This window comes from Streptomyces sp. NPDC004788, assembly GCF_053601115.1.
In genome coordinates this window covers 1-22,410 of record NZ_JBSGBF010000116.1, presented here as the reverse complement: position 1 = coordinate 22,410, position 22,410 = coordinate 1, and the positions used below count along the sequence as shown (strand labels likewise).

General features: G+C 72.4%; 21 protein-coding genes and 1 pseudogene. 11 read left to right on the top strand and 11 right to left on the bottom strand.

The window, feature by feature from the left end; all coding sequences use genetic code 11:
- From ACWEJX_RS33210 to ACWEJX_RS33190, 5 genes are all read right to left on the bottom strand, one after another.
- Positions 1-759: glycosyltransferase family 9 protein (locus ACWEJX_RS33210; RefSeq protein WP_451611132.1), on the bottom strand; the 759-nt coding region annotated here is incomplete at its 3' end.
- Positions 756-1,439 carry a D-glycero-alpha-D-manno-heptose-1,7-bisphosphate 7-phosphatase gene (locus tag ACWEJX_RS33205; protein WP_451611131.1) on the bottom strand — a complete coding sequence of 228 codons (684 nt, stop codon included), beginning with the start codon at positions 1,437-1,439 and terminating at the stop codon, positions 756-758. The genes ACWEJX_RS33210 and ACWEJX_RS33205, both read right to left, overlap by 4 nt.
- Positions 1,436-2,545: a glycosyltransferase gene (locus ACWEJX_RS33200; protein WP_451611130.1), complete on the bottom strand. Its 1,110-nt coding sequence runs from the start codon at positions 2,543-2,545 to the stop codon at positions 1,436-1,438. Before ACWEJX_RS33200 ends, ACWEJX_RS33205 begins: the two co-directional genes overlap by 4 nt.
- Complete coding sequence (locus ACWEJX_RS33195; protein ID WP_451611129.1) at positions 2,542-4,305, bottom strand: carbamoyltransferase family protein; 1,764 nt, start codon at positions 4,303-4,305, stop codon at positions 2,542-2,544. Before ACWEJX_RS33195 ends, ACWEJX_RS33200 begins: the two co-directional genes overlap by 4 nt.
- A gap of 58 nt (positions 4,306-4,363) precedes the next feature.
- Complete coding sequence (locus ACWEJX_RS33190) at positions 4,364-5,359, bottom strand: NAD-dependent epimerase/dehydratase family protein (RefSeq protein ID WP_451611128.1); 996 nt, start codon at positions 5,357-5,359, stop codon at positions 4,364-4,366.
- A gap of 250 nt (positions 5,360-5,609) precedes the next feature.
- On the opposite strand from ACWEJX_RS33190, the gene ACWEJX_RS33185 reads away from it, so the two are divergent.
- Both ACWEJX_RS33185 and ACWEJX_RS33180 read left to right on the top strand, forming a co-directional pair.
- Complete coding sequence (locus tag ACWEJX_RS33185) at positions 5,610-5,780, top strand: hypothetical protein (protein WP_451611127.1); 171 nt, start codon at positions 5,610-5,612, stop codon at positions 5,778-5,780.
- Positions 5,781-5,824: 44 nt separating this feature from the next.
- Positions 5,825-8,113, top strand: coding sequence for a catalase (locus ACWEJX_RS33180; protein ID WP_451611126.1), 2,289 nt, complete (start codon positions 5,825-5,827; stop codon positions 8,111-8,113).
- A 322-nt stretch (positions 8,114-8,435) separates the two neighbouring features.
- Here ACWEJX_RS33180 and ACWEJX_RS33175 read toward each other — a convergent pair whose 3' ends face one another.
- From ACWEJX_RS33175 to ACWEJX_RS33150, 6 genes are all read right to left on the bottom strand, one after another.
- Entirely contained in the window at positions 8,436-9,062 is a 627-nt protein-coding gene (locus tag ACWEJX_RS33175) for a hypothetical protein (RefSeq protein ID WP_451611125.1), read from the bottom strand.
- A 226-nt stretch (positions 9,063-9,288) separates the two neighbouring features.
- Entirely contained in the window at positions 9,289-9,651 is a 363-nt protein-coding gene (locus ACWEJX_RS33170) for a DUF5335 family protein (RefSeq protein WP_451611124.1), read from the bottom strand.
- Positions 9,652-9,801: 150 nt separating this feature from the next.
- On the bottom strand, positions 9,802-10,464 hold the full coding sequence (locus tag ACWEJX_RS33165) for a hypothetical protein (RefSeq protein WP_451611123.1): 663 nt from the start codon (positions 10,462-10,464) through the stop codon (positions 9,802-9,804).
- A gap of 135 nt (positions 10,465-10,599) precedes the next feature.
- On the bottom strand, positions 10,600-11,841 hold the full coding sequence (locus ACWEJX_RS33160) for a hypothetical protein (RefSeq protein ID WP_451611122.1): 1,242 nt from the start codon (positions 11,839-11,841) through the stop codon (positions 10,600-10,602).
- A 234-nt stretch (positions 11,842-12,075) separates the two neighbouring features.
- The gene (locus ACWEJX_RS33155; RefSeq protein ID WP_451611121.1) at positions 12,076-12,594 is read right to left on the bottom strand and encodes a GNAT family N-acetyltransferase; all 519 of its coding nucleotides are present in this window, start codon (positions 12,592-12,594) and stop codon (positions 12,076-12,078) included.
- A complete protein-coding gene (locus tag ACWEJX_RS33150; RefSeq protein WP_451611120.1) occupies positions 12,594-13,712 on the bottom strand; it encodes an LLM class flavin-dependent oxidoreductase in 1,119 nt (372 codons plus the stop codon). The genes ACWEJX_RS33155 and ACWEJX_RS33150 overlap by 1 nt, the downstream gene beginning before the upstream one ends.
- 447 nt (positions 13,713-14,159) lie before the next feature.
- On the opposite strand from ACWEJX_RS33150, the gene ACWEJX_RS33145 reads away from it, so the two are divergent.
- The 9 genes and pseudogenes from ACWEJX_RS33145 to ACWEJX_RS33105 form a co-directional block, all read left to right on the top strand.
- Positions 14,160-14,468 carry a hypothetical protein gene (locus ACWEJX_RS33145; RefSeq protein ID WP_451611119.1) on the top strand — a complete coding sequence of 103 codons (309 nt, stop codon included), beginning with the start codon at positions 14,160-14,162 and terminating at the stop codon, positions 14,466-14,468.
- A gap of 204 nt (positions 14,469-14,672) precedes the next feature.
- Positions 14,673-15,695: an ABC transporter substrate-binding protein gene (locus ACWEJX_RS33140; protein WP_451611118.1), complete on the top strand. Its 1,023-nt coding sequence runs from the start codon at positions 14,673-14,675 to the stop codon at positions 15,693-15,695.
- Between the two features lie 4 nt (positions 15,696-15,699).
- Complete coding sequence (locus ACWEJX_RS33135; RefSeq protein WP_451611117.1) at positions 15,700-16,530, top strand: ABC transporter ATP-binding protein; 831 nt, start codon at positions 15,700-15,702, stop codon at positions 16,528-16,530.
- The gene (locus ACWEJX_RS33130) at positions 16,527-17,414 is read left to right on the top strand and encodes an ABC transporter permease (protein WP_451611116.1); all 888 of its coding nucleotides are present in this window, start codon (positions 16,527-16,529) and stop codon (positions 17,412-17,414) included. Before ACWEJX_RS33135 ends, ACWEJX_RS33130 begins: the two co-directional genes overlap by 4 nt.
- Before the next feature lie 79 nt (positions 17,415-17,493).
- Complete coding sequence (locus tag ACWEJX_RS33125; RefSeq protein ID WP_451611115.1) at positions 17,494-18,813, top strand: LLM class flavin-dependent oxidoreductase; 1,320 nt, start codon at positions 17,494-17,496, stop codon at positions 18,811-18,813.
- Positions 18,814-18,883: 70 nt separating this feature from the next.
- Positions 18,884-19,858, top strand: coding sequence for a TauD/TfdA dioxygenase family protein (locus ACWEJX_RS33120; RefSeq protein WP_451611114.1), 975 nt, complete (start codon positions 18,884-18,886; stop codon positions 19,856-19,858).
- A 182-nt stretch (positions 19,859-20,040) separates the two neighbouring features.
- Positions 20,041-20,499, top strand: coding sequence for an RrF2 family transcriptional regulator (locus tag ACWEJX_RS33115; protein WP_451611113.1), 459 nt, complete (start codon positions 20,041-20,043; stop codon positions 20,497-20,499).
- Positions 20,500-21,099: 600 nt separating this feature from the next.
- Entirely contained in the window at positions 21,100-22,203 is a 1,104-nt protein-coding gene (locus ACWEJX_RS33110) for an aliphatic sulfonate ABC transporter substrate-binding protein (RefSeq protein WP_451611112.1), read from the top strand.
- A 43-nt stretch (positions 22,204-22,246) separates the two neighbouring features.
- Positions 22,247-22,410: pseudogene (locus ACWEJX_RS33105) on the top strand (ABC transporter ATP-binding protein); the annotation flags it as partial.

The window sequence follows — 22,410 nt, the reverse complement described above, 5'->3', positions numbered from 1 at the left end:
GGCCACCGCCCGGGCGGCCCGGGCGGGGCTCCACGCCCGCGCGGGCACGGCCGCGCCGGGGTGCAGCACGACGTACGGTCCGGGGCCGATCAGGTCGGCGATGGCGGGCTGTCCGGCGTACGACCCGGGCTGTCCGGCGTACGAACGGGGCTGTCCGGCGTACGACCCAGGGTGTCGGGCGTACGACCCGGGCTGTCCGGCGTACGACCCGGGCTGTCCGGCGTACGAACGGGGGCCGGGCGCGGGCGGGTCCGCCGGCCGGACGATCCGCAGCCGGCCGTCGTCGTCGGGGGGCAGGGCCCAGCCGGCCGCCTCGGCCAGGTCGAGCGCCGCCTCCGCCTCGTGCCGTCCGGCGGCGCGCCGGTGCCTGAGGTCGAGCAGCGTGCCCGGGTAGTCCTCGCTGTCGGCGCCGATCCAGCGCACCCCCGCCAGCCGCAGCAGCAACGCGACCGGCAGCGGACTCTGGTGGTACGAGACGAGGACGAGCGCCCGGTCGAAGCGGCGGGCGGCCAGCGTCTCGACGAGCCGGCCGCAGTCGGCTGCCGAGACCTCCGGCGCGTCGAACCCGACCCACGGCGCCTCGTACTCCAGCACCTCGTCCACGCCCGGCAGCAGCCGCGCGGCCGCCGCGCCCTGCGGCCCGCACAGCATCGCCGTCCGCGAGGACCCGGCCGCGACGGCCTGTACGGCCGGCCCGGCGAGCAGCACGTCGCCCGCGCTGTCGAGGCGCACGACCAGCGTGCGCGGCCCCGCGGTCACGGCGCGCCTCCCGCGTACCGCAGCGCCCCCCGACGGCCCGGCGAATCGCCCGCCGGGCGACCCGGGCGGCCGGGGAACCGCGTCGTGAGCGCGATGCGGACGGCCGTGAGGAGGTCGGGGGCGGTGCGGGGGGCCGCGGCGATCTCGGCGGGGAGGGTGGCGGGGGTCGGGACGAGCACGCCGTGGGCGCCGGCGGCGCGGGCGGCGTCCATGTCGCTGCCGATGTCGCCGATGACGACCGTACGGGACGGCCGGGCGCCGAGTCGGTCGCAGGCAGCCAGGACGAGCCCCGGAGCGGGCTTGCGGCACCCGCAGCCGTCGTCGGGTCCGTGCGGGCACACGGCCCACACGCCGAACGGGCCGAGCAGCAGGTCCACGCGATGCTGTACGGCGTACAGCTGGCCGCGCGTCAGGAGGCCACGGGCGACCCCGGACTGGTTGCTGACCACGCCCACGGCGATCCCGAGCGCGCGCAGCCGGGACAGTGCCTCCGCGGCCCCCGGCCGGGGCAGCACCAGGCCCGGGTCCCCGTTGTAGGGGACGTCGACGACCAGGGTGCCGTCCCGGTCGAACAGCACGGCATCGGGCCCGTCCGCGTGCCCGCCCCGCCCCACCGGCGTGGCGACGGCACCCGGCCGCCCGGCGAACAGCCAGGGCCGCACGGCCCGGTCGGCGCTCATGACTCCGTCCCCCGCGCCGTGCCGGGCGCCGGTGGAGCGGCGGTCGGCGACGTGCTGTCCGGGGTCGAGAGGCCGGGGAACGAGGGGGCCGGGGGCGAGGGCCGTGTCAGGGGCGGTGCCGCGGCCTCGGGTGCCGTGCCGCGGCCCTGGGGGCGCTCGGCGCGGTGGGCGGCGAGCCCGCGGAGCCAGTGCCAGGTGGCGGCCGGCGGGATCGCGACGCTCGTGAGGATCATGTCGAGCACCTCCGTGCGGGTGCGCGGGCCGGGGAGCACCCGGGCCAGGGTCAGCTCTGCCGTGCCGGCGGCCCACAGGGCGCAGCCGGCGGCGGCGAGGCCGGCGGCCGTGATGGCGCGGTGGCGCGGCAGGCGGCCCTGCGGGGCTGCGGCGCGGGCGCGCCAGTCCGGGCCGTGCAGACGGCGCATCAGCACGTCGTCGCCGTTGCCGGCCTGCTGCCGGACCGGGAGCCAGCGGTCGCCCTGCCGGGGCGGGTGGGTGGTGCGGCGGCTGCCCTGGGCCAGGGTCCAGCCGGCGTCGAGGAGCCGCAGGGCCAGGTCGGCGTCCTCGCGGAAGGCGCGGCGGAAGCGTTCCTCGAAGCCGCCGACGGCCTCCAGGGCGCAGCGCCGTACGGCCATGTCGGCGGTGATCCAGCGGGCCGTGGCCAGCGCGGCGGTGTTCCGCTCGGCGTCGGTGGGGCGCCGGTCGGCGGGCAGCGGGACGTCGATCCGGGCCGCCACGGCGCCGGTCGTCTCCGGCCGGTCCGCGAGGTCCCGGGCGAGCTCCGTGCCCCAGTGCCGCGACGGCACGACGTCGTCGTCGAGGAAGACGATCCACGGCACGTCACCGGCCAGGCGGGCGCCGGTGTTCCGCGCGGCGGCGGGTCCGCGGGCCCGGCCCGGGACGACGGTGGTGATGTCGCGCAGCGCCTCGGGCACCGGCAGTTCGGGCACGCCGCCCCCGGCGCCGGGCCGGTCGTGCACGAGGACCACCCGGGAGGGCGGCGCGTCCCGCGTCGCCCGGGCGAGGGCGGTCAGGCAGTGCTGCAGGCTCGCGCGTCCGACGGTGGGGACGACGACCGCGTAACGCGGGGGCGTGGGCCGCTCGTTCATCGGACGCACCCTCCGCCGCCGACGTTCCCGCGGCCACCGGCGACGCCTTCTCGGTCACCGTCGCCGGGCCCGCCGGGCTCGGGCTCCCCGCCGCGCCATCCGTTCACGCCGGTCGCGTCACCGCGGAACATCTCGCTCCTGCGCACCGCGAAGGGCCCGATCGCCAGTAGGTCCACCGGAGTCGAGCCGAAGCACTCCAGCGCGTCGCGCGGATCGTCGACCATGGGCCGGCCGGCCGTGTTGAGGCTGGTGTTCACCACGACGGGCAGCCCGGTGCGCCGCTCGAACTCCTCCAGCATCCGCGCCACCAGCGGTTCGTGCCGCCGGTCGACGGTCTGGATCCGGGCCGTGCCGTCGACGTGCACGACGGCCGGGATGCGTTCGCGCCACTCCGGTGCGACGTCGTGCACGAACAGCATGTACGGGCTGGGCAGCGGGCCGTCGAAGATCTCGGCGGAGCGCTCCGTCAGCACCATCGGCGCGACCGGCCGGAACTGCTCGCGCCCCTTGATGTCGTTGAGCCGCTCCAGGTTGCCCGCGTGCCCCGGGTGCGCGAGCAGCGAGCGGTGCCCGAGGGCCCGTGGCCCGTACTCGGAACGGCCCTGGAACCAGGCGACGACGCCGTTCCCGGCCAGGGTCTCGGCGACGCTCGCCGCGATGTCGGCGGGCCGCTCGAACGGGACTGCGGCCGTCTTGAGGAGTCCGGCGAGCTCCGCGTCCGACCACTCGCGGCCGAGCGCGGCGCCGGGCATCGGCACGGGCGGCTCGCCGGTCTCGGCCGTCGCGAGGAGCGCCCCGCCGAGCGCCGTTCCGGCGTCTCCGGCGGCGGGCTGCACCCATACGCGCGCGAACGGACCCTCGGCCGCGATGCGGGAGTTGGCGACGCAGTTGAGGGCGACGCCGCCGGCCATGGTGAGCAGCTCGTCGTGCGTGATGCCGTGCAACCAGCGCACCAGGTCGAGCAGGGTCTCCTCCAGGACGCGCTGGGCGCTGGCCGCCAGGTCCGCGTGGGCGGCGGTCCAGGGTGCGTCGGCGGCGCGCGGCGGGCACAGCTCGGCCCAGGGCACCCCGTGCGCGCGGAACCCTCCGTCGCCGGTGGGGTACACGTACCGCCGGAGCTCGTCGGCCATCCGCGGGGAGCCGTGCGAGGCGAGCGCCATCACCTTGAACTCGTCGGAGGAGCGCAGGAATCCGAGGTGTTCGGTCAGCTCCTCGTAGACCAGGCCGAGCGACTCGGGCAGCAGTTGGGAGCGCAGCAGTTCGAGGCGGTCACCGAGACGGCGGGCCGCGAGGTGCGAGGCGCGTTCGCCGCGTCCGTCGAGCACGAGGACCGAGGAGTTCTCGGCTCCCTCGGCGGCGAACGCCGCGGAGGCGGCGTGTGCCATGTGGTGGCCGACGAACCGTACGGCGGCCGGGTCGAGCCCGTTGAGCGCGGTCGTGAGGAAGCCGGGGGCGTGCCGGGCGTACGCCTGGCGCAGGCTGTCCCAGGGATCGTCGAGGCCCAGGGAGGCGGCGGGGCAGGCCAGTTGCGGGTCGTACGAGTAGGTGACGAGGTCGAGGTCGGAGGGGCGCAGGCCGGCGCGCTCCAGACACCAGCGCGCGGACTGCTCGGGCAGCTCCCAGGCCGAGAAGGGCACGGGCCGTTTGCCGTGCTTGCGCCGCGAGAAGCGTTCCTCCTCCGCGGCGGCGACGGTGGCGCCGTCGACGACGAGGGCCGCCGAGGGGTCGTGGAAGAGGGCGTTGATGCCGAGAACGCGCATGAGGGTGCCTTCCGGTGGGGCCTTCCGGTGGGGGTCGGCGGAGGCGGTCGCGCCCGGCTCAGCCGGGCGGCCGCGACGGATCCGACGGCTCGGTCCGCTGCTCCTCCGACCGGAACCAGTCGATCGTCCGGCGCAGGCCCTGTTCGGCGTCGACGAGCGGGCGCCATTGCAGCTTGTCGCGGGCCAGGGTGATGTCCGGGCAGCGTACGGCGGGGTCGTCGACGGGCCGTTCGACGAAGCGGATGGTGGAGGCCGAACCGGTGAGCCGCGCGATCCAGCGGGCGAGTTCCAGCATGGTGATCTCGGACGGGTTGCCGATGTTGACGGGGCCCCGCATGCCGTGGGCGGCGGCCGCGAGGATGCCACGCACGGTGTCGGAGACGTAGCAGAGGGAGCGGGTCTGCTGCCCGTCGCCGGTCACGGTCAGGGGTTCGCCGGCGAGTGCCTGCCGGACGAAGGTGGGCACGGCCCGTCCGTCGTAGCCGCGCATGCGCGGTCCGTACGTGTTGAAGAGCCGCACGATCGCCGTGTCCGTCCCGCGGGCGCGCGCGGTGGCCATGGTGAGCGCCTCGCTGAAACGTTTCGCCTCGTCGTAGACGCTACGCGGGCCGACCGGGTTCACCCGGCCCCAGTACCGCTCGCTCTGCGGGTGCTCCTCGGGATCGCCGTAGACCTCGGAGGTGGAGGCGAGCACGAAGCGCGCGCCATGGGCGTGGGCCAGGGCGAGGGCGTTGCGGGTGCCGAGACTGCCCGCCTCCAGCGTGTGCAGGGGCAGGCGCAGATAGTCGGCGGGGGAGGCCGGTGAGGCGAGGTGCAGCACCAGGTCAGGGGGTCGGTCCACCGTGAACGGCTCACGGACGTCGGCCTCCCGCAACCGGAAGCCGGGGCGGCCGAGCAGTCCGGAGACATTGGCGCGCCGGCCGGTGCTGAAGTCGTCGACGCAGGTCACGTCCGTTCCGTCGGCGAGCAGCGAGGCGCAGAGGTGGGATCCCACGAAACCGGATCCACCGGTCACGACGGCGTGTTCCCAGCGGGGCGCGGGGGACATGTCCATGGGGCATCTCCTCCATGCGAGGACGGGGAGAAGGGGGAAGAGTGGGGGGCGTGGCGTGCAGCCCGTTCAGACGGTCGTGCTGTTACCCGCACCGAGCAACGCTACTCCTCGTATGCACGCCCCACTTCTCGAAGCGGCGGAAAACGGGAGGAAAGCTTGTAAACATGACTCAGCGAAGCGATTCCGGGGTAACAGCAGCACGATGACGCCCGGGTCGCACGGCCGGGCTCGACTCGAGGAGATGGCCGCGATGGACACGCGGACCGACACGGGGACCGACACCCACAGCAACGACGACATCAGCTGGCACGACACCACGCTGTCCACCTGTCGGCCCGCCGTCGCCACCCGGGAACAGCGCTCCCCGGACGAACGGGACGACTCCGAGCAGGAACGGAACATCTTCCGCGGCGAGGACTGACCGGGCGGCCGCCGTCCGGACCGCGGCACCGGAAGGGAGACCCCATGACCGCCACCCCGGACCCGCGCGAGCGGGCCGAACAGCAGGCGGAACAACACGCGGAACAGCAGCCCGAACAGCAGGCTCAGCAGCCCGACGAGCGGGCGGAGGAGCGGGCGGAGCGGACCCGGCAGGAGCTCACCGAGCCGCACGGTCCGCCGCCGCCCCCGCCCGACCAGAGCGGCCCCGAGACCGTAGGGCCCACCGGACAGGCCACGGGCGAGGGCCCGGCCCGGTCGGCCCAGAGCGGCGCCTATCTGACCAGCGCGCAGGGCACCCGGCAGTACGAGAGCGACCACTCGCTCAAGGCCGGCCCCCGCGGTCCGACGCTGCTCCAGGACCATCAACTGCGCGAGAAGATCACCCACTTCGACCACGAGCGCATCCCGGAGCGGGTGGTGCACGCGCGCGGGGCCGCCGCCCACGGGACGTTCCGCAGCTACGGGACGGCGAGCCGGATCACCCGGGCCGCCTTCCTCGCCGAGGACGTGGAGACCCCGGTCTTCGTGCGGTTCTCCACCGTGCTCGGCTCCCGCGGCTCCGCCGACACCGTACGGGACACCCGCGGCTTCGCGACCAAGTTCTACACCGACGAGGGGACCTTCGACCTGGTCGGCAACAACATCCCCGTCTTCTTCATCCAGGACGCGGTGAAGTTCCCCGACGTCGTGCACGCGGCCAAGCCGGAGCCGGACCGGGAGATCCCGCAGGCGCAGAGTGCGCACGACACCTTCTGGGACTTCGTCACCCTGCACACCGAGGCCACGCACCACACCCTGTGGAACATGTCCGACCGGGGCATCCCCCGGTCCTTCCGGATGATGGAGGGCTTCGGCGTCCACACCTTCCGACTGGTGGCCGGGGACGGCGGGACGACCCTGGTGAAGTTCCACTGGAAGCCGCGGCTCGGCGTGCACTCCCTCGTGTGGGAGGAGGCGCAGATCATCGGCGGCATGGATCCCGATTTCCACCGGCGCGATCTCCACGACGCCATCGCGGCCGGGGCGTTCCCGCAGTGGGAACTGGGCGTCCAGGTCTTCCCCGACACGCCCGAGCAGACGTTCCGGGGCATCGACCTGCTCGACCCGACGAAGATCGTGCCCGAGGAGTGGGCGCCGGTCGAGCCGGTCGGACTGCTCACCCTCGACGCCAATCCGAAGAACTTCTTCGCCGAGACGGAACAGGTCGCCTTCCACCCCGGTCATCTCGTGCCCGGCATCGACATCACGGACGACCCGCTGCTCGCCGGGCGCCTCTTCTCGTACCTCGACACGCAGATCAGCCGGCTCGGCGGCCCCAACTTCGCCCAACTTCCGGTGAACCGCCCGCACGCCCCCGTCAACGACATGCTCCGCGACGGCATGCACCAGACGGCCGTGCACACGGGCGTCGCGCCCTACCGGCCCAACTCCCTCGACGGCGGCTGCCCGTTCCTCGCGGGCGCGGACACCGGCGCCTTCATCGAGAGCCCGGTCGAGCTGCCCGCCTCCCGCAAGCAGCGCGAGGCACCGGCGTCCTTCGCCGACCACTTCGGGCAGCCCCGGCTGTTCTGGCTGAGCATGACGCCGACCGAGCGCGAGCACATCATCGCCGCGTACGCCTTCGAGCTGGGCAAGTGCCGTGAACAGGGCGTCAGGGAAAGGGCCTTGGCGGTCCTCGCCAACATCGACCCGGTGCTCTGCGAGGGCGTCGCCGCCGGGCTCGGCCTGCCGGTCCCGGCGGCGACGGTGCCCTTCGCCGACGTGTCGCCCAGCCCCGCCCTGTCCCAGCTGGGCAGCAGCTGGCCGCTGGACGGCCGGACCGTCGGAATCGTGGCCGATGCCGACGGGGACCTCACCGACGTGCGCGCGCTCCTCGACGCCGTACGGGACGCCGGCTGCGTCGGCCTCGTGACGACCGCCGCGGGCGGCACGCTCGGCGACCCGGCCGACGGGATTCCGGTCGACCGGACCTTCGCCACGGCCCGCTCGACGGAGTTCGACGCGCTGCTCGTGACCGCCTGCCCGCCGCCCGGTCTCGACGCGACGGGCGCACGCGACGCCAAGGCCGGCCACCTGTTCGACGACAGCCGGTTCCTCGTCGACCCGCGCGTGACGCGCCTGCTCGACGAGGCGTACCGGCACGGCAAGGCCCTCGGCCTCACCCGCAGGGCGTCTCCCGCCCTGGCCGCCGCCCGCATCCCGGCCGAGGCGCCGGGAGTCCTCGTCGCCGACGACCCGGGGGACCTGTGGTCCCGGCTCGCCGAGCTCCTCGGCGAGCACCGCGTCTGGGAGCGGTTCCCCGCCTCCGTATGACCGAGGCGGCCGAGAGCCCGGCCGACCTGCGGGTCCGGACCCGAAACGGGTCCGGACACGCTGGCGCCGCCGCCCGGATGGGGGGAAAGGCCGGGCGACGGCTCTCTCGGGTGTGCACACCCACACACGCGTATGCCCCGCGGAAGCGGTCCTACGCACCCGCGCCGCTGCGCCACGCCTGGGGCCCGAGGGCCTACGGCTACGGGCCTGAGGGCCTACGGGCTTACGGCCTGCGGGTCTGAGAACCTACGGCCTGACGGCCAACAGGCCTGCCTCCCTGCCTGCGGTCCGAGCCTGAACCCGGCCGGCCCGACGGACGTCGTCAGACGCTCCAGATCTCCTTCATCGTCTCCACGTCGCCCTTGGCGTTCAGCGTGATCTCGTAGATGTTGCCGAAGCAGCCGTAGGGCGCCTCCACCTTCGGGTAGTCCTCGGTGGGAGCCCCGATCTCCTCCGCGAGGCACCGGTCGACGTGCAGCGACAGCTGCTCGTGGTCGACCTGCTTCCACTGGCCGGGACCGGCGGCCAGGGCCAGATACGCCTTGACGTTCCCGGGAAGGACGTAGTGCTTGGTCGGGTCCCCCTTGTCGGCGCCGTAGATCCAGTCGTTCGGCGTGCAGTGCGGCTTGGCCTCCGCGGCCTCGAAGCCGCCGGAGTCGCGCATCAGCTCGACCTTCACCTTCAGGTGCCCGGCGGGCAGCGTCGGCGGCTTGCCGCAGTCCCCGCCCTTTCCGTCGCCGTCGACGTCGTCGGCCTGGCCGCCGCTTCCGGCCTCTCCGGAGCCCGGCGCCTTGGACGCACCGGCCGACGGCGCGCTCGACGGCGCGGCGCTGCTGCCGGAACCTCCGGTGACGCCTTCGGCGTTGGACTCCTCCGGGCCGCAGGCGGCGACGCCGCTCAGGGCGGCGAGGAGCGCAATCGCACCCAGAACACGGCGAGTTGAAGTCATTCTTCCATTCCCCCGAATGTGAGAGCTCGTGACGTGATCATGATTGACCGACGGAGCTTTCTACCCCACGGGGATGCAGAAAGGCCAATCGGCCGGCCGCTGCGGCCCAGGCAGCCGAGTAGCGGGGACGGCGGGGGCGGCCCCCGCCGTGCGCGATGCCATGTGCCTTCGGGATACCCCCGCGGGGTCACGCCGACCGGGCCGGCGGGCACCCGCAGCACACCTCTCAGGACTCCGTACCGGCCGAACCCGGGAAGAAGGTGATCAGGGTGGCGACACCGTCCTGATCCACGACGCGGACGGCCGGTTCGGGGACGTCCACCGTCGAGACATCGATCTCTCTCGGATGCCGCACGATGTGTCGCAGCACGACGGGGGAACGCGGCGAGTCACCGCCGACGGCGACGATCACCACGTCGTCCTTCGGGTCGTACGTGAGGTACGAGAAGGGCAGCCGCTCGGCTTCGTACTGGTGCCCGATCGCCATGTCGAGCACTTCGATGCTCACGAGATGTCCGCCCTGCGCCTCGGTGAGCTCCTCGAGCGCGGTCACCCAGCGGCCGCGGTCGGATACGCCATTACCTGCCATGACCTCGCTCCTCCTCCACACGCTTCTGGCGAATTGTCGCCTTCCTTCCTTTTTACTCTCCGTACCTGACCTCAAATGGCCGCCGGCGCTACGGCAAGGAGGCGGGTCGGGAACGACGGCTCCGGCGCCGTCCTCTCAGCCGCGCCGCGCCTACGCGTCCGGGTTCTTGCCCGTGGCGGAGGTGGTGATGCGGTCGACCTGCATCTTCACGAAGGACGGCAGCTCGTGGTCCTTGGGCAGGTTCCGGCCGAACATCACGGCCACCACGGAGCCGACGCGCAGCTCCGCGGTCTGGTACGTCTCCCCCTGGTCCTCCTCCGCGAAGGCGTCGGTCTCATCGGCGGCCGTGTCGATGGTCAGCGGCTTCGGCTTGGTCTTCTCGTCCTTGTGGTTCTCTGCGACCGCCGCCTTCATGGCCGCCTTGGCGTTGTCGACGGAGTCATAGGCGAGGAGGGTGAACTGCACGTTCACGTCCTTGTCGCCGTTGGTGTTCTCGTCGGAGTGCCGGGTCGTCGCCTGAGCTGTCAGCCCGGCACAGCTCCACTGGCCCTGCGTCTGGCACTGCTGCTGGGCGGTGCTTCCGTCGAGGACGCGCGGCTCCTGGGCGAGCCACCCCTTCGGGGCGGCGAGCTTGCTGGGGATGGCCTGGGCCACCTGGGACGGGTTGAACGGCGCGTCGGCCACGCCGCCGCCCCCGTCCTTTCCGCCCCCGTCCTTTCCGCTCCCGCCCTCGCCGCCGCTTCCGCCCGAGCAGCCGGCCAGCGCCAGCACCAGTGTGAGTCCCGTAATCGCACCGCGCGTCTTGCGAAGCATCGCTCGCCCCGTTCGTGATTTTCCGTCAGTCGTACCTGAATATCACGGTGTTGGGGAGGAGGACCGTTCGCAGCTCACCCAGCCCCGGGACACGGCGACCCTCGCCGACCGGCATCGGCCGCGCGTGCCCGGCGGTCAGGGGGTGAGGGTGAGGGCGAACCGGTCGAAGATGTCGGACACGTCGATCCAGCCCACGGCCCTGCTGCAGATCGGATACCCTTCGGCGTTCGAGCAGCCGAACCCGACGGCGACCATCCCGTTCAACTGCCGGGAGTCCGGGTCGTTGATGGTGATCACGGGGCCGCCGCTGTCGCCCTGCTGCGCGACCCATCCGCCGTCGTTCGGGACGCCGATGCTGCCGAAGACCGTGATGCCGTCGATGACCCAGCTGGCGTCGCCGGCCTGCTCGGTGCGGATGTCGCAGACGACCTTGGAGCCGTAGCCGAGCTGGCAGACGAAGTCGCCCACCGCGACGTTGCGCGTGCCGTTGAGGCGGCGGGTGTACCCCTGGGCATCGGTGCCGTCCCAGGTGTAGCGGCTCGTCGGCGCGTCGATGAACGCCGAGTCGATGTCGGCCAGCGCGGCCCTGACCCGGCCGATGTACGTGCCGCCGGCCGTGGTGACGACGTCGTCGACGTTGAAGCAGTGGCTGGAGGTGACAAGCCAATGGCGCTGGTCCACGGTGCTGATGGCCGGGATGCCGCTGGTGCACGCTGCTCGTCCGCTGGGGCTCACGGGCCCGAGCGCGGCCCCGGCATAGAACGGCGAGCTGTCGTCCCACCGGCTGGCGAGCGGCAGCATCGCGGGCGAGTGGCGGACCCGGACGGGCGTCGCCCCCGTCTCCGCGCGCTGCCTTGCGACGTCGGGGCGGGCGAGGTACTCCTGTGCGGATTTCGTGTCGTCCACCCCGAGTTCGATCGCGCTGCCGTCGACCGTGCTGTGCGCCCTCTCGATCTTGAACGGCAGGTCGCGGCGGTCAAGGAGGGCCTTCATCTCCTTTCTGAGCTGCTGCCTGGACTTCGCCCCGCGACGTACGTTCAGCAGGTCCGTGTCGGCCTTCGGATTGACTCTGCGCACCGCGGCCAGGAAGACCGCCCGCCGGTCCGGGTCGGTGAGGTAGACGTTGACGGACCGGTAGTCCGCGGCCATCTCGACCTGCGTGTACACATCCGCCTGGGTGCTCCGGCCCACCCGGGCCACGGCGTCGGCCAGCACCCGCAGCGGCTCCAGCACCTCTCCCTGGCGCTCCGGCGTCATCGCCGCCACGACGTCGGCGGACAGCGGCTCGGGCGTCCTGGCCTCGGCGGACACCGCCGCGAGCGGTAGAACGGCCAGCACCGCCGCGAGCGCCGCCGGGCGCCACACAGCCTTCTTCATCGATCTCCCCTGGTTCCCATACAGATGGTGACGATTACGGTGCGTGACGCTATGGGGGGCCGAGGGGTGCAGCAAGGGGGCGCGGCGGCCGGCAGAGAGATGCGAGGCCGCCGCAGGGCGGCGCATGGAAGTACATGCGGCGCGCAGGAGGGGCGCGCGTGGCGCTCGACGACGTACGAGGCGGACCTGTCAGACTCCGCTCCGGGTCAAGCCGAGCTGACGGGTCCTCAGCGGTCACCGCGTCGGGCCCCTTCCTCGGGGTGTCGCGGGTGCCGGCAGGTGTTTTTCGAAGGGCAGCGCGCCGATGGTCTCCGGGTCCGCCTCCACGTCGAAGAGCGGGGCGTAGCCGGTGGCCAGGTACAGGCCGCGGGCCTCGGGCTGGCGCGGGCCGGTGGTCAGGTAGATCCGCCGGTAGCCACGGGCAATCGCCTGGTGCTCCAGTTCGGCGACGACGCGACGGGCGAGGCCCCGCCGCCGGTGGGCGGAGTGCGTCCAGATCCGTTTCAGTTCGGCTGCGGTCGCGTCGTAGCGGCGGAAGGCGCCGCCCGCGATCGGCTCGCCCTGTTCGAGGAGCAGGAGCAGGACGCCGCCGTGCGGGGCGGTGAACTCCTCGTCGGGGTAGCGGGACAACTCGGCGTGTGCGTCCTTGCCGTAGCGCCGGGAGTACTCGTCGCCGAGTTCTCTCAGCAGGGGCCGCACTCGCGGGTCGGAGACGGGCACTTGAATCACCGTCAGTTCCGGCGTGCGTGACATCACCTCACCGCCGCGAGGGTGCCGCGCGCCGCCCGCTCGGCGTCGCGCTTGGCGACCTCCTCGCGGACGATCGGGATCACGTACCGGCCGAAGTCGACGGCGTCGTCCAGGAGGTCGTAGCCGCGGGCGGAGAGGATGTCGACGCCGAGGTCGTAGTAGTCGAGCAGCGCCTGGGCGACGGTCTCCGGGGTGCCGACCAGGGCGTTGGAGTTGCCCGCCCCTCCGGTGGCCGCCGCGGTCGGGGTCCACAGGGCGCGGTCGTAGCGCTCCCCCGCCTCGGCGATTCCGAGCAGCCGCTGCGAGCCGACGTTCTCCGGGGCGCCGGTGCGGTGGCGCCGCTTGAGCCTTGCCGCGTCCTGCTCCCGGATGGCACCGAGGGTGCGGTGGGCCTTCTCCCAGGCCAGTTCCTCGGTCGGGGCGATGATCGGCCGGAACGCCACCTGGATGCGGGGCGCCTCGGTGCGGCCCGCCGCCTGCGCGGCGGCCTTCACGGCCTCGATCTGCTCGGCGGTCCGAGCCAGGGGTTCGCCCCACAGGCAATAGATGTCGGCCTCGGCCCCGCCGGCGGCGTACGCGGCGGGGGACGATCCGCCGAACGACACGCCGGGGCGGGGCTGCTGGACTGGGAAGACGTCGCTGACGAAGTCGTGGAAGCGGTAGTGCTCGCCCTCGTGGTCGAAGGGCTCGTGGGTGGTCCAGATCTTCTTGACGATCCGGATGTACTCGCGGGTGCGGGCGTAGCGCTCGTCCTTGGTGAGCGTGTCGCCTTCGCGGCCCTGCTCGTGGTCGCTGCCGCCGGTGATGAAGTGCACCGTCAGCCGGCCCTCGCTGATCTGGTCAAGGGTGGCGAAGGTCTTGGCGGCGAAGGTGGGGTACGAGACGTTGGGCCGGTGGGCGAGCAGGATCTGGAGGTTGTCCAGTCGGCTCGCGATGTAGGCGGCGGCCGGGGCGGGGTCGGGCGCTCCGGAGTGGTAGGCGAACAGCACCCGGTCCCAGCCGTGGTCCTCGTGCGCCCGGGCGAGCCGGAGTGTGTACTCCTTGTCGAAGGCGGCGCCGGAGCGCGGGGTGGTTTCGGAACCGTCGTTGGTGGCGGCAATGCCGAGGAACTCCACGGGCATGGGAGATGGCCTTTCCTCAAGTCCTTTGTGCCGTGCCGGGGTGCGGTGGCACGGGCCGGGCACGGCGGAGCGGGGCAGCCCTCGGCGCGGCCGGTGCGACGGCGCTTGCGGGGCGGGGAATGCGGGGTGTGCGGGTGTGGAGGCGCCGGGGCAGGGCAGGTTCAGGTGCCTTGGGCGAAGGGAGGGGCGGCGGCAGCGCGCGCGTCAGGTCTCTCGCAGGCCGCCCGCAGGCGGATTCGGCGTGTGCCGAGCGAGCGCCGCGCAGGACGGTGCCACGCGTGCGGGAACTCGGTCCGCGGCGGGGTCACCGAGGAAGCGAAGGGCCGGTCAGACGGCCCGCTGCCGCGTCAGGCGCAACACGCCGCGGACCACACCCGACCGAAGTCGATGTGGTCGCGCGTGACCAGGCGCTGCTCGGCGTTCATGCGCCCAATTGAGCATGACATCGTGCTGCTCGTCAACCACGGCCCGGATACCGGACCGGCGTCGGGCCGCTCCCGGCCCCGGTGCGGTGGACGCCTGCGCGGGCGCGGTTCCCTGTCGAGCGCCACCGCGCGCGAGGCGGATATGAACGGCACGCTTCGAGCGTATGTCGAGAATTCGGAATATGAGACGGGACCGTTTCTCGCATTGACGTGGCCGATTTCCGCTGCCAGCCTCTTCGGCGTGAGCCAGTCAGCGAACTCCAGCACGCGGCTGCACCTCGATCTCCGGCCGCACGCCAGCGCTCTCCGTGCGTTCTGCTGCGCCTGTTAGACGACCGCCGGCGGCACGTCACAGGCCGCTGCCCCCGTCGTTCCCCGTCGCCCCCGCCTTTCGCCGCCCTTTCCGCTGTCTCTGACATTTCCCGGAATTCGGCGGCCGTCATCCCTGCCGCGAATCCGTCGCATTCCGCCGCGCCGAGGACGGGTTCGTGCGCGTTCGCCACCGCCCCTCGTCACCTCTGAACAGGACGTTCCGATGAGCACGTTGTCCCCGACGAACCGACGCCAGTTCCTCGCCCTGCTCGGCCTCTCGGCCGTCGCGGTCGGCTGCGGCACGGCCGCGGGCAGCGGCGGCTCCGCCAAGGGCGGCACCAGGACACTCCGCTACCAGGGCTGGACCGGCCAGGTCACCCCCGCCGAACTCGCCGAGGACCTCGGCTATTTGGGGGACGTGAAGCTGGAATGGGTCGGCAACACCATCAGCGGCCCGCAGGACATCCAGTCGGCGGCCACCGGTCAGACCGACTTCGGCGGCGCGTTCAACGGCGCGGTGGTCAAGCTGGCCGCGAGCGGCGCACCGATCAAGGCCGTCATCAGCTACTACGGCTCCGACAAGGACTCCTACAGCGGCTACTACGTCCTCGCCGACAGCCCCATTCGCTCCGCCCGCGACCTCGTCGGCAAGAAGGTCGGCATGAACACCCTCGGCGCGCACTCCGAGGCGATGCTCGACATCTACCTCCAGCGGGGCGGCCTGTCCTCCGCGGACGCCGACAAGGTGGAACCCCTCGTCGTACCTCCCGTGAACACCGAACAGTCCCTGCGGCAGAAGCAGATCGACGTCGCCGTGCTCGCCGGGGTCCTGCGCGACAAGGCCCTCGCCGACGGAGGGCTGCGGCCGCTGTTCACCGACTACCAGCTCCTGGGCTCCTTCAGCGCCGGGACGTACGTCATGACCGAACGCTTCATCAAGCAGAACCCCGACACGGTACGGGCCTTCGTCACCGGCGTCGGCCGGGCGCTCGACTGGTCGCGCGCCACCCCGCGCCACGAGGTCGTCGCCCGGATGACGGAGATCGTCGGCAAGCGGAAGAGGAACGAGGATGCCGGCGCCCTGCGCTACTGGAGGTCGTACGGCGTGGCAGAGCCCGGCGGGCGCATCACGGACAAGGAGCTCCAGCTCTGGATCGACTGGCTGGCCCGGCGCGGGGACGTCGACCGCGGCCGGGTCCACCTCGAATCGCTCTACACCAACGACTTCAACCGCAACGGGAGGTGACCCCGTGACCACCACGCACACAGCGAAGATCGTCTTCGACCGGGTGCGCAAGGAGTTCCCCGTCAAGGGCAAGGACGGCACGCGCTCAGCCGTCACGGCGCTCGACGGTGTCGACCTGACCGTCGGCGCCGGTGAGTTCCTCGTCGTGGTGGGGCCCAGCGGCTGCGGCAAGTCGTCCCTCCTCGACCTCCTCGGTGGCCTGTCCCGGCCCACGTCGGGCCGCATCCTGCTGGACGGCTCCCCCGTGACCGGTCCGGGCGTCGACCGGGGCATCGTGTTCCAGCAGTACGCGCTGCTGCCGTGGCGCACCGCCCAGGGAAACGTCGAGTTCGGGCTTGAGGCCATCGGCGTCCCGCGGCGCCAACGGGCCGCGCGGGCACGGGAGTTCCTGCACCTGGTGGGACTCGGCGGCTTCGAGGGGCGGCATCCGCACGAGCTGTCGGGCGGGATGCGGCAGCGGGTCGCCATCGCGCGCAGCCTGGCGTACGACCCGGACGTGCTGCTGATGGACGAACCGTTCGGGGCGCTGGACGCCCAGACACGGGAGTCGCTCCAGGACGAACTGCGGCGCATCTGGCAGACCACCGGCAAGACGGTCGTCTTCATCACGCACGGCATCGACGAGGCCATCCACCTGGGGCAGCGGGTGGCCGTGATGACCTCCCGGCCCGGTCGGATCAAGGAGGTCGTGCCGATCGACCTGCCCGTCCCGGCGGCCGGCGACGACCCGCGCTCCAGCCCCGAGTTCGCGCGGCACCGGCACCACATCTGGTCCCTGCTCCGCGACGAGGTGTCGAGGGCGCAGCAGGAGGAGAGGGCAGGAGCCAGCGTATGAGTACCGTCACCACCGAGGCCGGCACCGGCCTCGCCCCGCGTCCCGAGGAATCCCCGAAGACCGCCGCCCCTGCCCCGGCACGACGTCCCGGGCGGTTCCGGAAGGCAGGGCGTCGGCTGGCGTACGGGCTCGTCAGGGCCGGCACCAGGTCTGCGGCCGTCGTGGCCCTGCTCCTGCTGTGGGAGGCCGCACCCCGGCTCGGCATCGTCGACCGTACGTTCCTTCCCCCGTTCAGCGAGGTCGCCCGGGCGTGGTGGGAACTCGCCGCCGACGGGCAGCTCGCCGACCACCTGCGGGCCAGCCTCACCCGCTCGCTCAGCGGTTTCGGGATCGCGGTGGCGTTCGCCGTGCCCTTCGGTCTGCTGATCGGCTGGTACCGGCCGGTGGCGGATCTGCTCGGGCCGCTGCTCGAAGTCTTCCGGAACACCGCCGCCCTCGCCCTGCTGCCCGTGTTCGTGCTGCTGCTCGGCATCGGTGAGACGTCCAAGATCTCGATCGTCGTGTACGCCTGCGTCTGGCCGGTCCTGCTGAGCACCATCAGCGCCGTACAGACCGTGGACCCGACCCTGCTCCGGCTGGCCCGGTCGCTCGACCTGCCCGCCGTGCGGCTGTTCCAGAAGGTGATCCTCCCGGCGTCGGTGCCGGCGGTGTTCACGGGGGTCCGGCTCGCCGGGGCCGTGTCCATCCTGGTCCTGGTCGCCGCCGAGATGATCGGCGCCAAGGCGGGGCTCGGCTATCTGGTCAATGCCTCGCAGTACAACTTCGCCATCCCGCAGATGTACGCCGGGATCATCACGATCTCGGCGGTCGGCGTGGTCTTCAACCAGCTCCTCGTCGCTCTGGAGCGGCGGCTCAGCTCCTGGCGGGTCCCCGCGAACGGCTGAACCACGCCCCGCCGCCGCCCCGTTCCGTCCCCATCCCCGTCCCCGTCCCCGTCCCCGCTCATCCACCCAGGACATCGCCATGACCGCATCACCGCCCCGCCGTCAGCTGCACCTGAACGCCTTCCTGATGAACGCCGGCCACCACGACGCCGCCTGGCGGCATCCCCGGACCACGCCGGAGCGCGTCACCGATCCGACGTACTTCCAGGAACTGGCCAGGACAGCCGAGCGCGGGCTGCTCGACTCCGTGTTCCTCGCCGACGGGCTCGCCCTGTGGGGCAACGCCCGGTACAACGCACTGGGCGGCTTCGAGCCGCTGACCCTCCTGTCGGCGCTGGCCACCGTCACGCGCCACATCGGACTCGTCGCCACGGTCTCCACCACCTACAACGAACCGTTCACCACGGCCCGCGCGTTCGCCTCCCTCGACCACCTCAGCGGCGGCCGGGCGGGCTGGAACATCGTGACCTCCGGAAGCGTCGACGAGGCCCGCAACTTCGGTCGGGACGAACACCTGGAGCACGGCCTGCGCTACGAGCGGGCCCGGGAGTTCGTCGACGTCGCCGTCAAGCTGTGGGACAGCTGGGCCGACGACGCCATCGTCCTCGACCGCGCGAGCGGCGTCTACGCGGACACCGACAAGGTCCGGCCCATCGACCACCGGGGGACGCACTTCCGGGTGCGCGGCCCCCTGAACGTGCCCCGCTCGCCGCAGGGGCGTCCGCTGCTGGTGCAGGCGGGCTCGTCGGAGGACGGCAAGGAGTTCGCGGCGCGGTACGCGGAGGCGGTGTTCACCGCGCAGCAGACCCTGTCCGACGCCCAGGCGTTCTACAAGGACCTCAAGAGCAGAGTGGTCCGCCAGGGGCGCGCGGAGAACGAGGTGAAGATCCTGCCCGGCATCTGCCCGGTCATCGGCTCGACGGAGGCGGACGCCCGGGCCCTGGAGCAGGAACTCACCGACCTCCAGGTGCCCGAGTACGGCCTGGCGCAGCTCTCCGGGATGCTCGGCACCGACCTGACCGGTCACCCGCTGAACGGCCCGCTGCCCGAGCTGCCGGCCGAGCACGACATCAACGGCAACAAGAGCCGCTTCACGCTCGTCGCCGAACTCGCCCGGCGGGACGGGCTCACGCTGCGCGAGCTGATCGCCCGGCTCGGCGGCGGACGCGGCCACCGGGTCGTCGCCGGCACCGCCGAGCAGATCGCCGACCAACTCCAGGAGTGGTTCACCCAGGGCGCGGCCGACGGCTTCAACATCATGCCGCCGTACCTGCCGGGCGGGCTCGACCACTTCGTCGACCAGGTGGTCCCGATCCTCCAGGCTCGTGGCCTGTTCCGTACGGAGTACACCGGCCGCACCCTGCGCGAGCACTACGGGCTGCCGAGGCCGACGGCCTGACCGGAGACCCGCTCGACTCGTCACCGACCCTCCCCGCCCTGATCAGAACCTTCCGAGAGGACGACCTGGCATGACCAACGCATCCACCACATCAGGCGCGCCCACCGCGCCCACCTCGTCGACCGGACCGAACGGAGCGAACGGACCGGCCGGACCTGCCGGCTTCGGGATCCGCCGGATCGGCGGCCGTATCGGCGCCGAGATCCACGGCCTGGACCTGGCGAGCGAGCTCACCCCGGAGACCGTCGCGGCGCTGGGCGGCGCGCTGCTGGAGCACAAGGCCCTCGTCTTCCGCGACCAGCACCTCGACGACGACGGGCAGCTCCGCTTCGCCTCCCTCTTCGGCGAGCTGACGAGTGCCCACCCCACCGTGCCGGCCGTCGACGGACGACCGCAGATCCTGCCGGTGGACGGCGACGAGGGCATCCGCGCCAACCACTGGCACACGGACGTCACCTTCGTCCGTACGCCGCCCAAGGCGTCCACGCTGCGCGCCCTCGTCGTCCCGCCGTACGGCGGCAACACCCTGATCGCCAACGCGGCCGCCGCGTACCAGGACCTGCCGGAGCCGCTGCGTGAGCTCGCCGACCGGCTGTGGGCGGTGCACACCAACGCGTACGACTACGCCGAACCGAAGAACGAGAAGGCCGCCGAACACCGGCGGCGGTTCGTCTCACGTCGCTACCGCACCGCCCACCCGGTGGTGCGCGTCCACCCCGAGAGCGGTGAACGCGGGCTGTTCATCGGGGGGTTCGCGCAGAGCCTGGTCGGGTTCGGCCCAGCGGAGTCGCGGGCCCTGCTGGGGCTCCTCCAGTCGTACGTCACCCGGCCCGAGAACCTGGTGCGGATCTCCTGGAACGCCGGGGACCTGGTGCTGTTCGACAACCGGATCACCCAGCACTATGCCCCGGACGACTACGGCGACCAGCCGCGGCTGCTGCACCGCGTCACGGTCGCCGGGGACGCCCCCGTCGGGGTCGACGGCGCGCACAGCTACGTCGTCGAAGGCGACGATGCCGCCCACTACACGCCCGTGGCGGCCTGACCGGCCCCGCACACGCCGGCCGACGGCCCCGGCCCGCGATTCCGGGCCGGGGCCCCTTGCCCGGGCGGTGGGGCGCCCGGTCGACGGTGCGGCCGTCGCCGCCCCACCGCGACCGATCCCGGCAGGTCCCGCACCGGCCCACCCGCGGTGATCAGCGGTGGGCCGTGCGGGATAATCCCCTCATGCGGATCTCAGCCAAGGCGGACTACGCGGTACGGGCCGCCCTCCTCCTCGCCGGCACCCCCGAAGGCGGCCCCCTGAAGGCGGAGGCCATGGCCGAGGCGCAGGAGATCCCGCACAAGTTCCTCGAAGGCATCCTCAACGACATGCGCCGCGGCGGGCTGGTGGTCAGCCAGCGCGGCGCCGGCGGCGGCTACCGACTGGCCAAGGCCCCCGCGGACATCTCCGTCGCCGATGTGGTCCGGGCGGTCGAGGGCCCCCTCGTCTCCGTGCGCGGCGTGCGCCCGCCGGAGCTCGCGTACACCGGCCCCGCAGAGGCGCTGCTGCCGCTGTGGGTCGCCCTGCGCGCGAACGTCCGCCAGATCCTGGAAGGCGTCTCGCTGGCGGACATCGCCTCCGGCGAACTCCCGGACGCCGTGCACTCCCTGGCCCAGGACCCGGCTGCCTGGACCAATCCCTGAAACGAAGCCGTCCACCGTTCGGTCAGTCTCTTGCCCGCCGGTAGCGGCGCCGACGACGGCGCCTCACCCTGACGCCGCCCGACACGGGCTACGTGCCGAATGGGCACCGCCCCGTGGACACCGCGGTGACCGTCACGGCGAGGGCGGCCCCTCACATCACGACCCGAGTCCTGGAGCTGAGGGACGCCGCCGGCCTGGACCGCTTCCGGTCCCGCCTCTGACCTGCGACGTCTCGTAGGTCAAGACGAGATCGTCCATTATACGAAATGCCTCTTGGGGCCGAAACCGGCCTCTGCCACTATGCCTATCAGCCAGGTGGGAAAACTGGGGAATCCGGAAGGTGGCAACCGTGCGCACGCTGAAGCAGAAGCAGGCAGGCGACTCGCTCCCCCTTCTCACTGCCCGCCGGCACGTCGACCTCGGCCTCATGTCCAGCGCCTCCTGTCGGCCCTTCTGAGGCCGTTCAGCCGACCTGTCCCACACCCCCCGACCCGCAGAACACCCACGCCCGCGACGAACGCCGCGCGTGGTTGCCGGGGGGGGCATCTCGTCACGTAGCTCCGCACCTTGCCGAAACCCATTGCCCGAAAGGACACCTCCGTGTCTGCCGCAAGACCGCTCACCTCTCTGCGCACCATCGCCGCCGTGGCGACCCTTCCCTTCCTGCTCACCGCCTGCGGCTACGGCTCCCAGGCAGCCGACGACGAGCAGCCCAAGGTCGCGGCCGATGGCAAGACGCTCTCCGCCGGCGAGGTGCGGATCGGGTACTTCCCCAACCTCACCCACGCCACCGCCCTCGTGGGCGTCCAGGAGGGCCTGATCCAGAAGGAGCTCGGCGGCACCACGATCAAGCCCTCGACCTTCAACGCCGGACCGTCCGAGATCGAGGCGCTCAACGCCGGCTCGATCGACATCGGCTTCATCGGCCCCTCGCCCTCCATCAACGGCTACACCAAGTCCAAGGGCCAGAACCTGAGGATCGTCTCCGGTTCCGCCTCGGGCGGTGTGAAGCTCGTGGTCGACCCCGCGAAGATCAAGACGCTGGACGACGTCAAGGGCAAGCGGATCGCCACCCCGCAGCTCGGCAACACGCAGGACGTCGCGTTCCTGCACTGGGTCGCGGAGAAGGGCTGGAAGGTCGACTCACAGTCCGGCAAGGGCGACGTCTCGGTGCTCCGCACGGACAACAAGGTGACGCCGGACGCCTACAAGTCCGGTGACATCGACGGCGCCTGGGTTCCGGAGCCGACCGCCTCGAAGCTGGTCGCCGAGGGCGCGAAGGTGCTGCTCGACGAGTCCGACCTGTGGCCGGACAAGAAGTTCGTCATCACGAACATCATCGTGCGGCAGGCGTTCCTGAAGGAGCACCCGGACGTCGTCGAAGCCGTGCTGCGCGGCACGGTGAAGACCAACGCGTGGATCACCGCCAACCCGGACAAGGCCAAGGAGTCGGTGAACGCGGCGCTGAAGAAGGAGACCGGCAAGCCGCTCTCGGCCAAGGTGATCGACGCCGCCTGGCCGTCCATCACCATCACCGACGACCCGCTCGCCGCCACGCTCCAGGCGCAGGCGGACCACGCGGTGGACGCCGGCCTGCTGAAGAAGCCCGAGCTGGCGGGCATCTACGACCTCACGCTGCTCAACAAGGTGCTCAAGGCCGCGGGCAAGCCCGAGGTCTCCGACGCCGGTCTCGGCGTGAAGTAGTCCCGAGCCCGTAGCAGCCCGCACTCCCAGGAAGGTGACGCCCATGGCCACGACCACCACGCTCGCCAAGGCCAAGGCCGAGAACGAGGACGAGACCCTTACGGCGGTGACGCACGCCGCGCGCATCGCGCACGTCTCGAAGTCCTTCGGCGGCCCCGCCGGGGGCCAGCTCGTCCTCGACGACATCTCGCTCGATGTCGCGCCGGG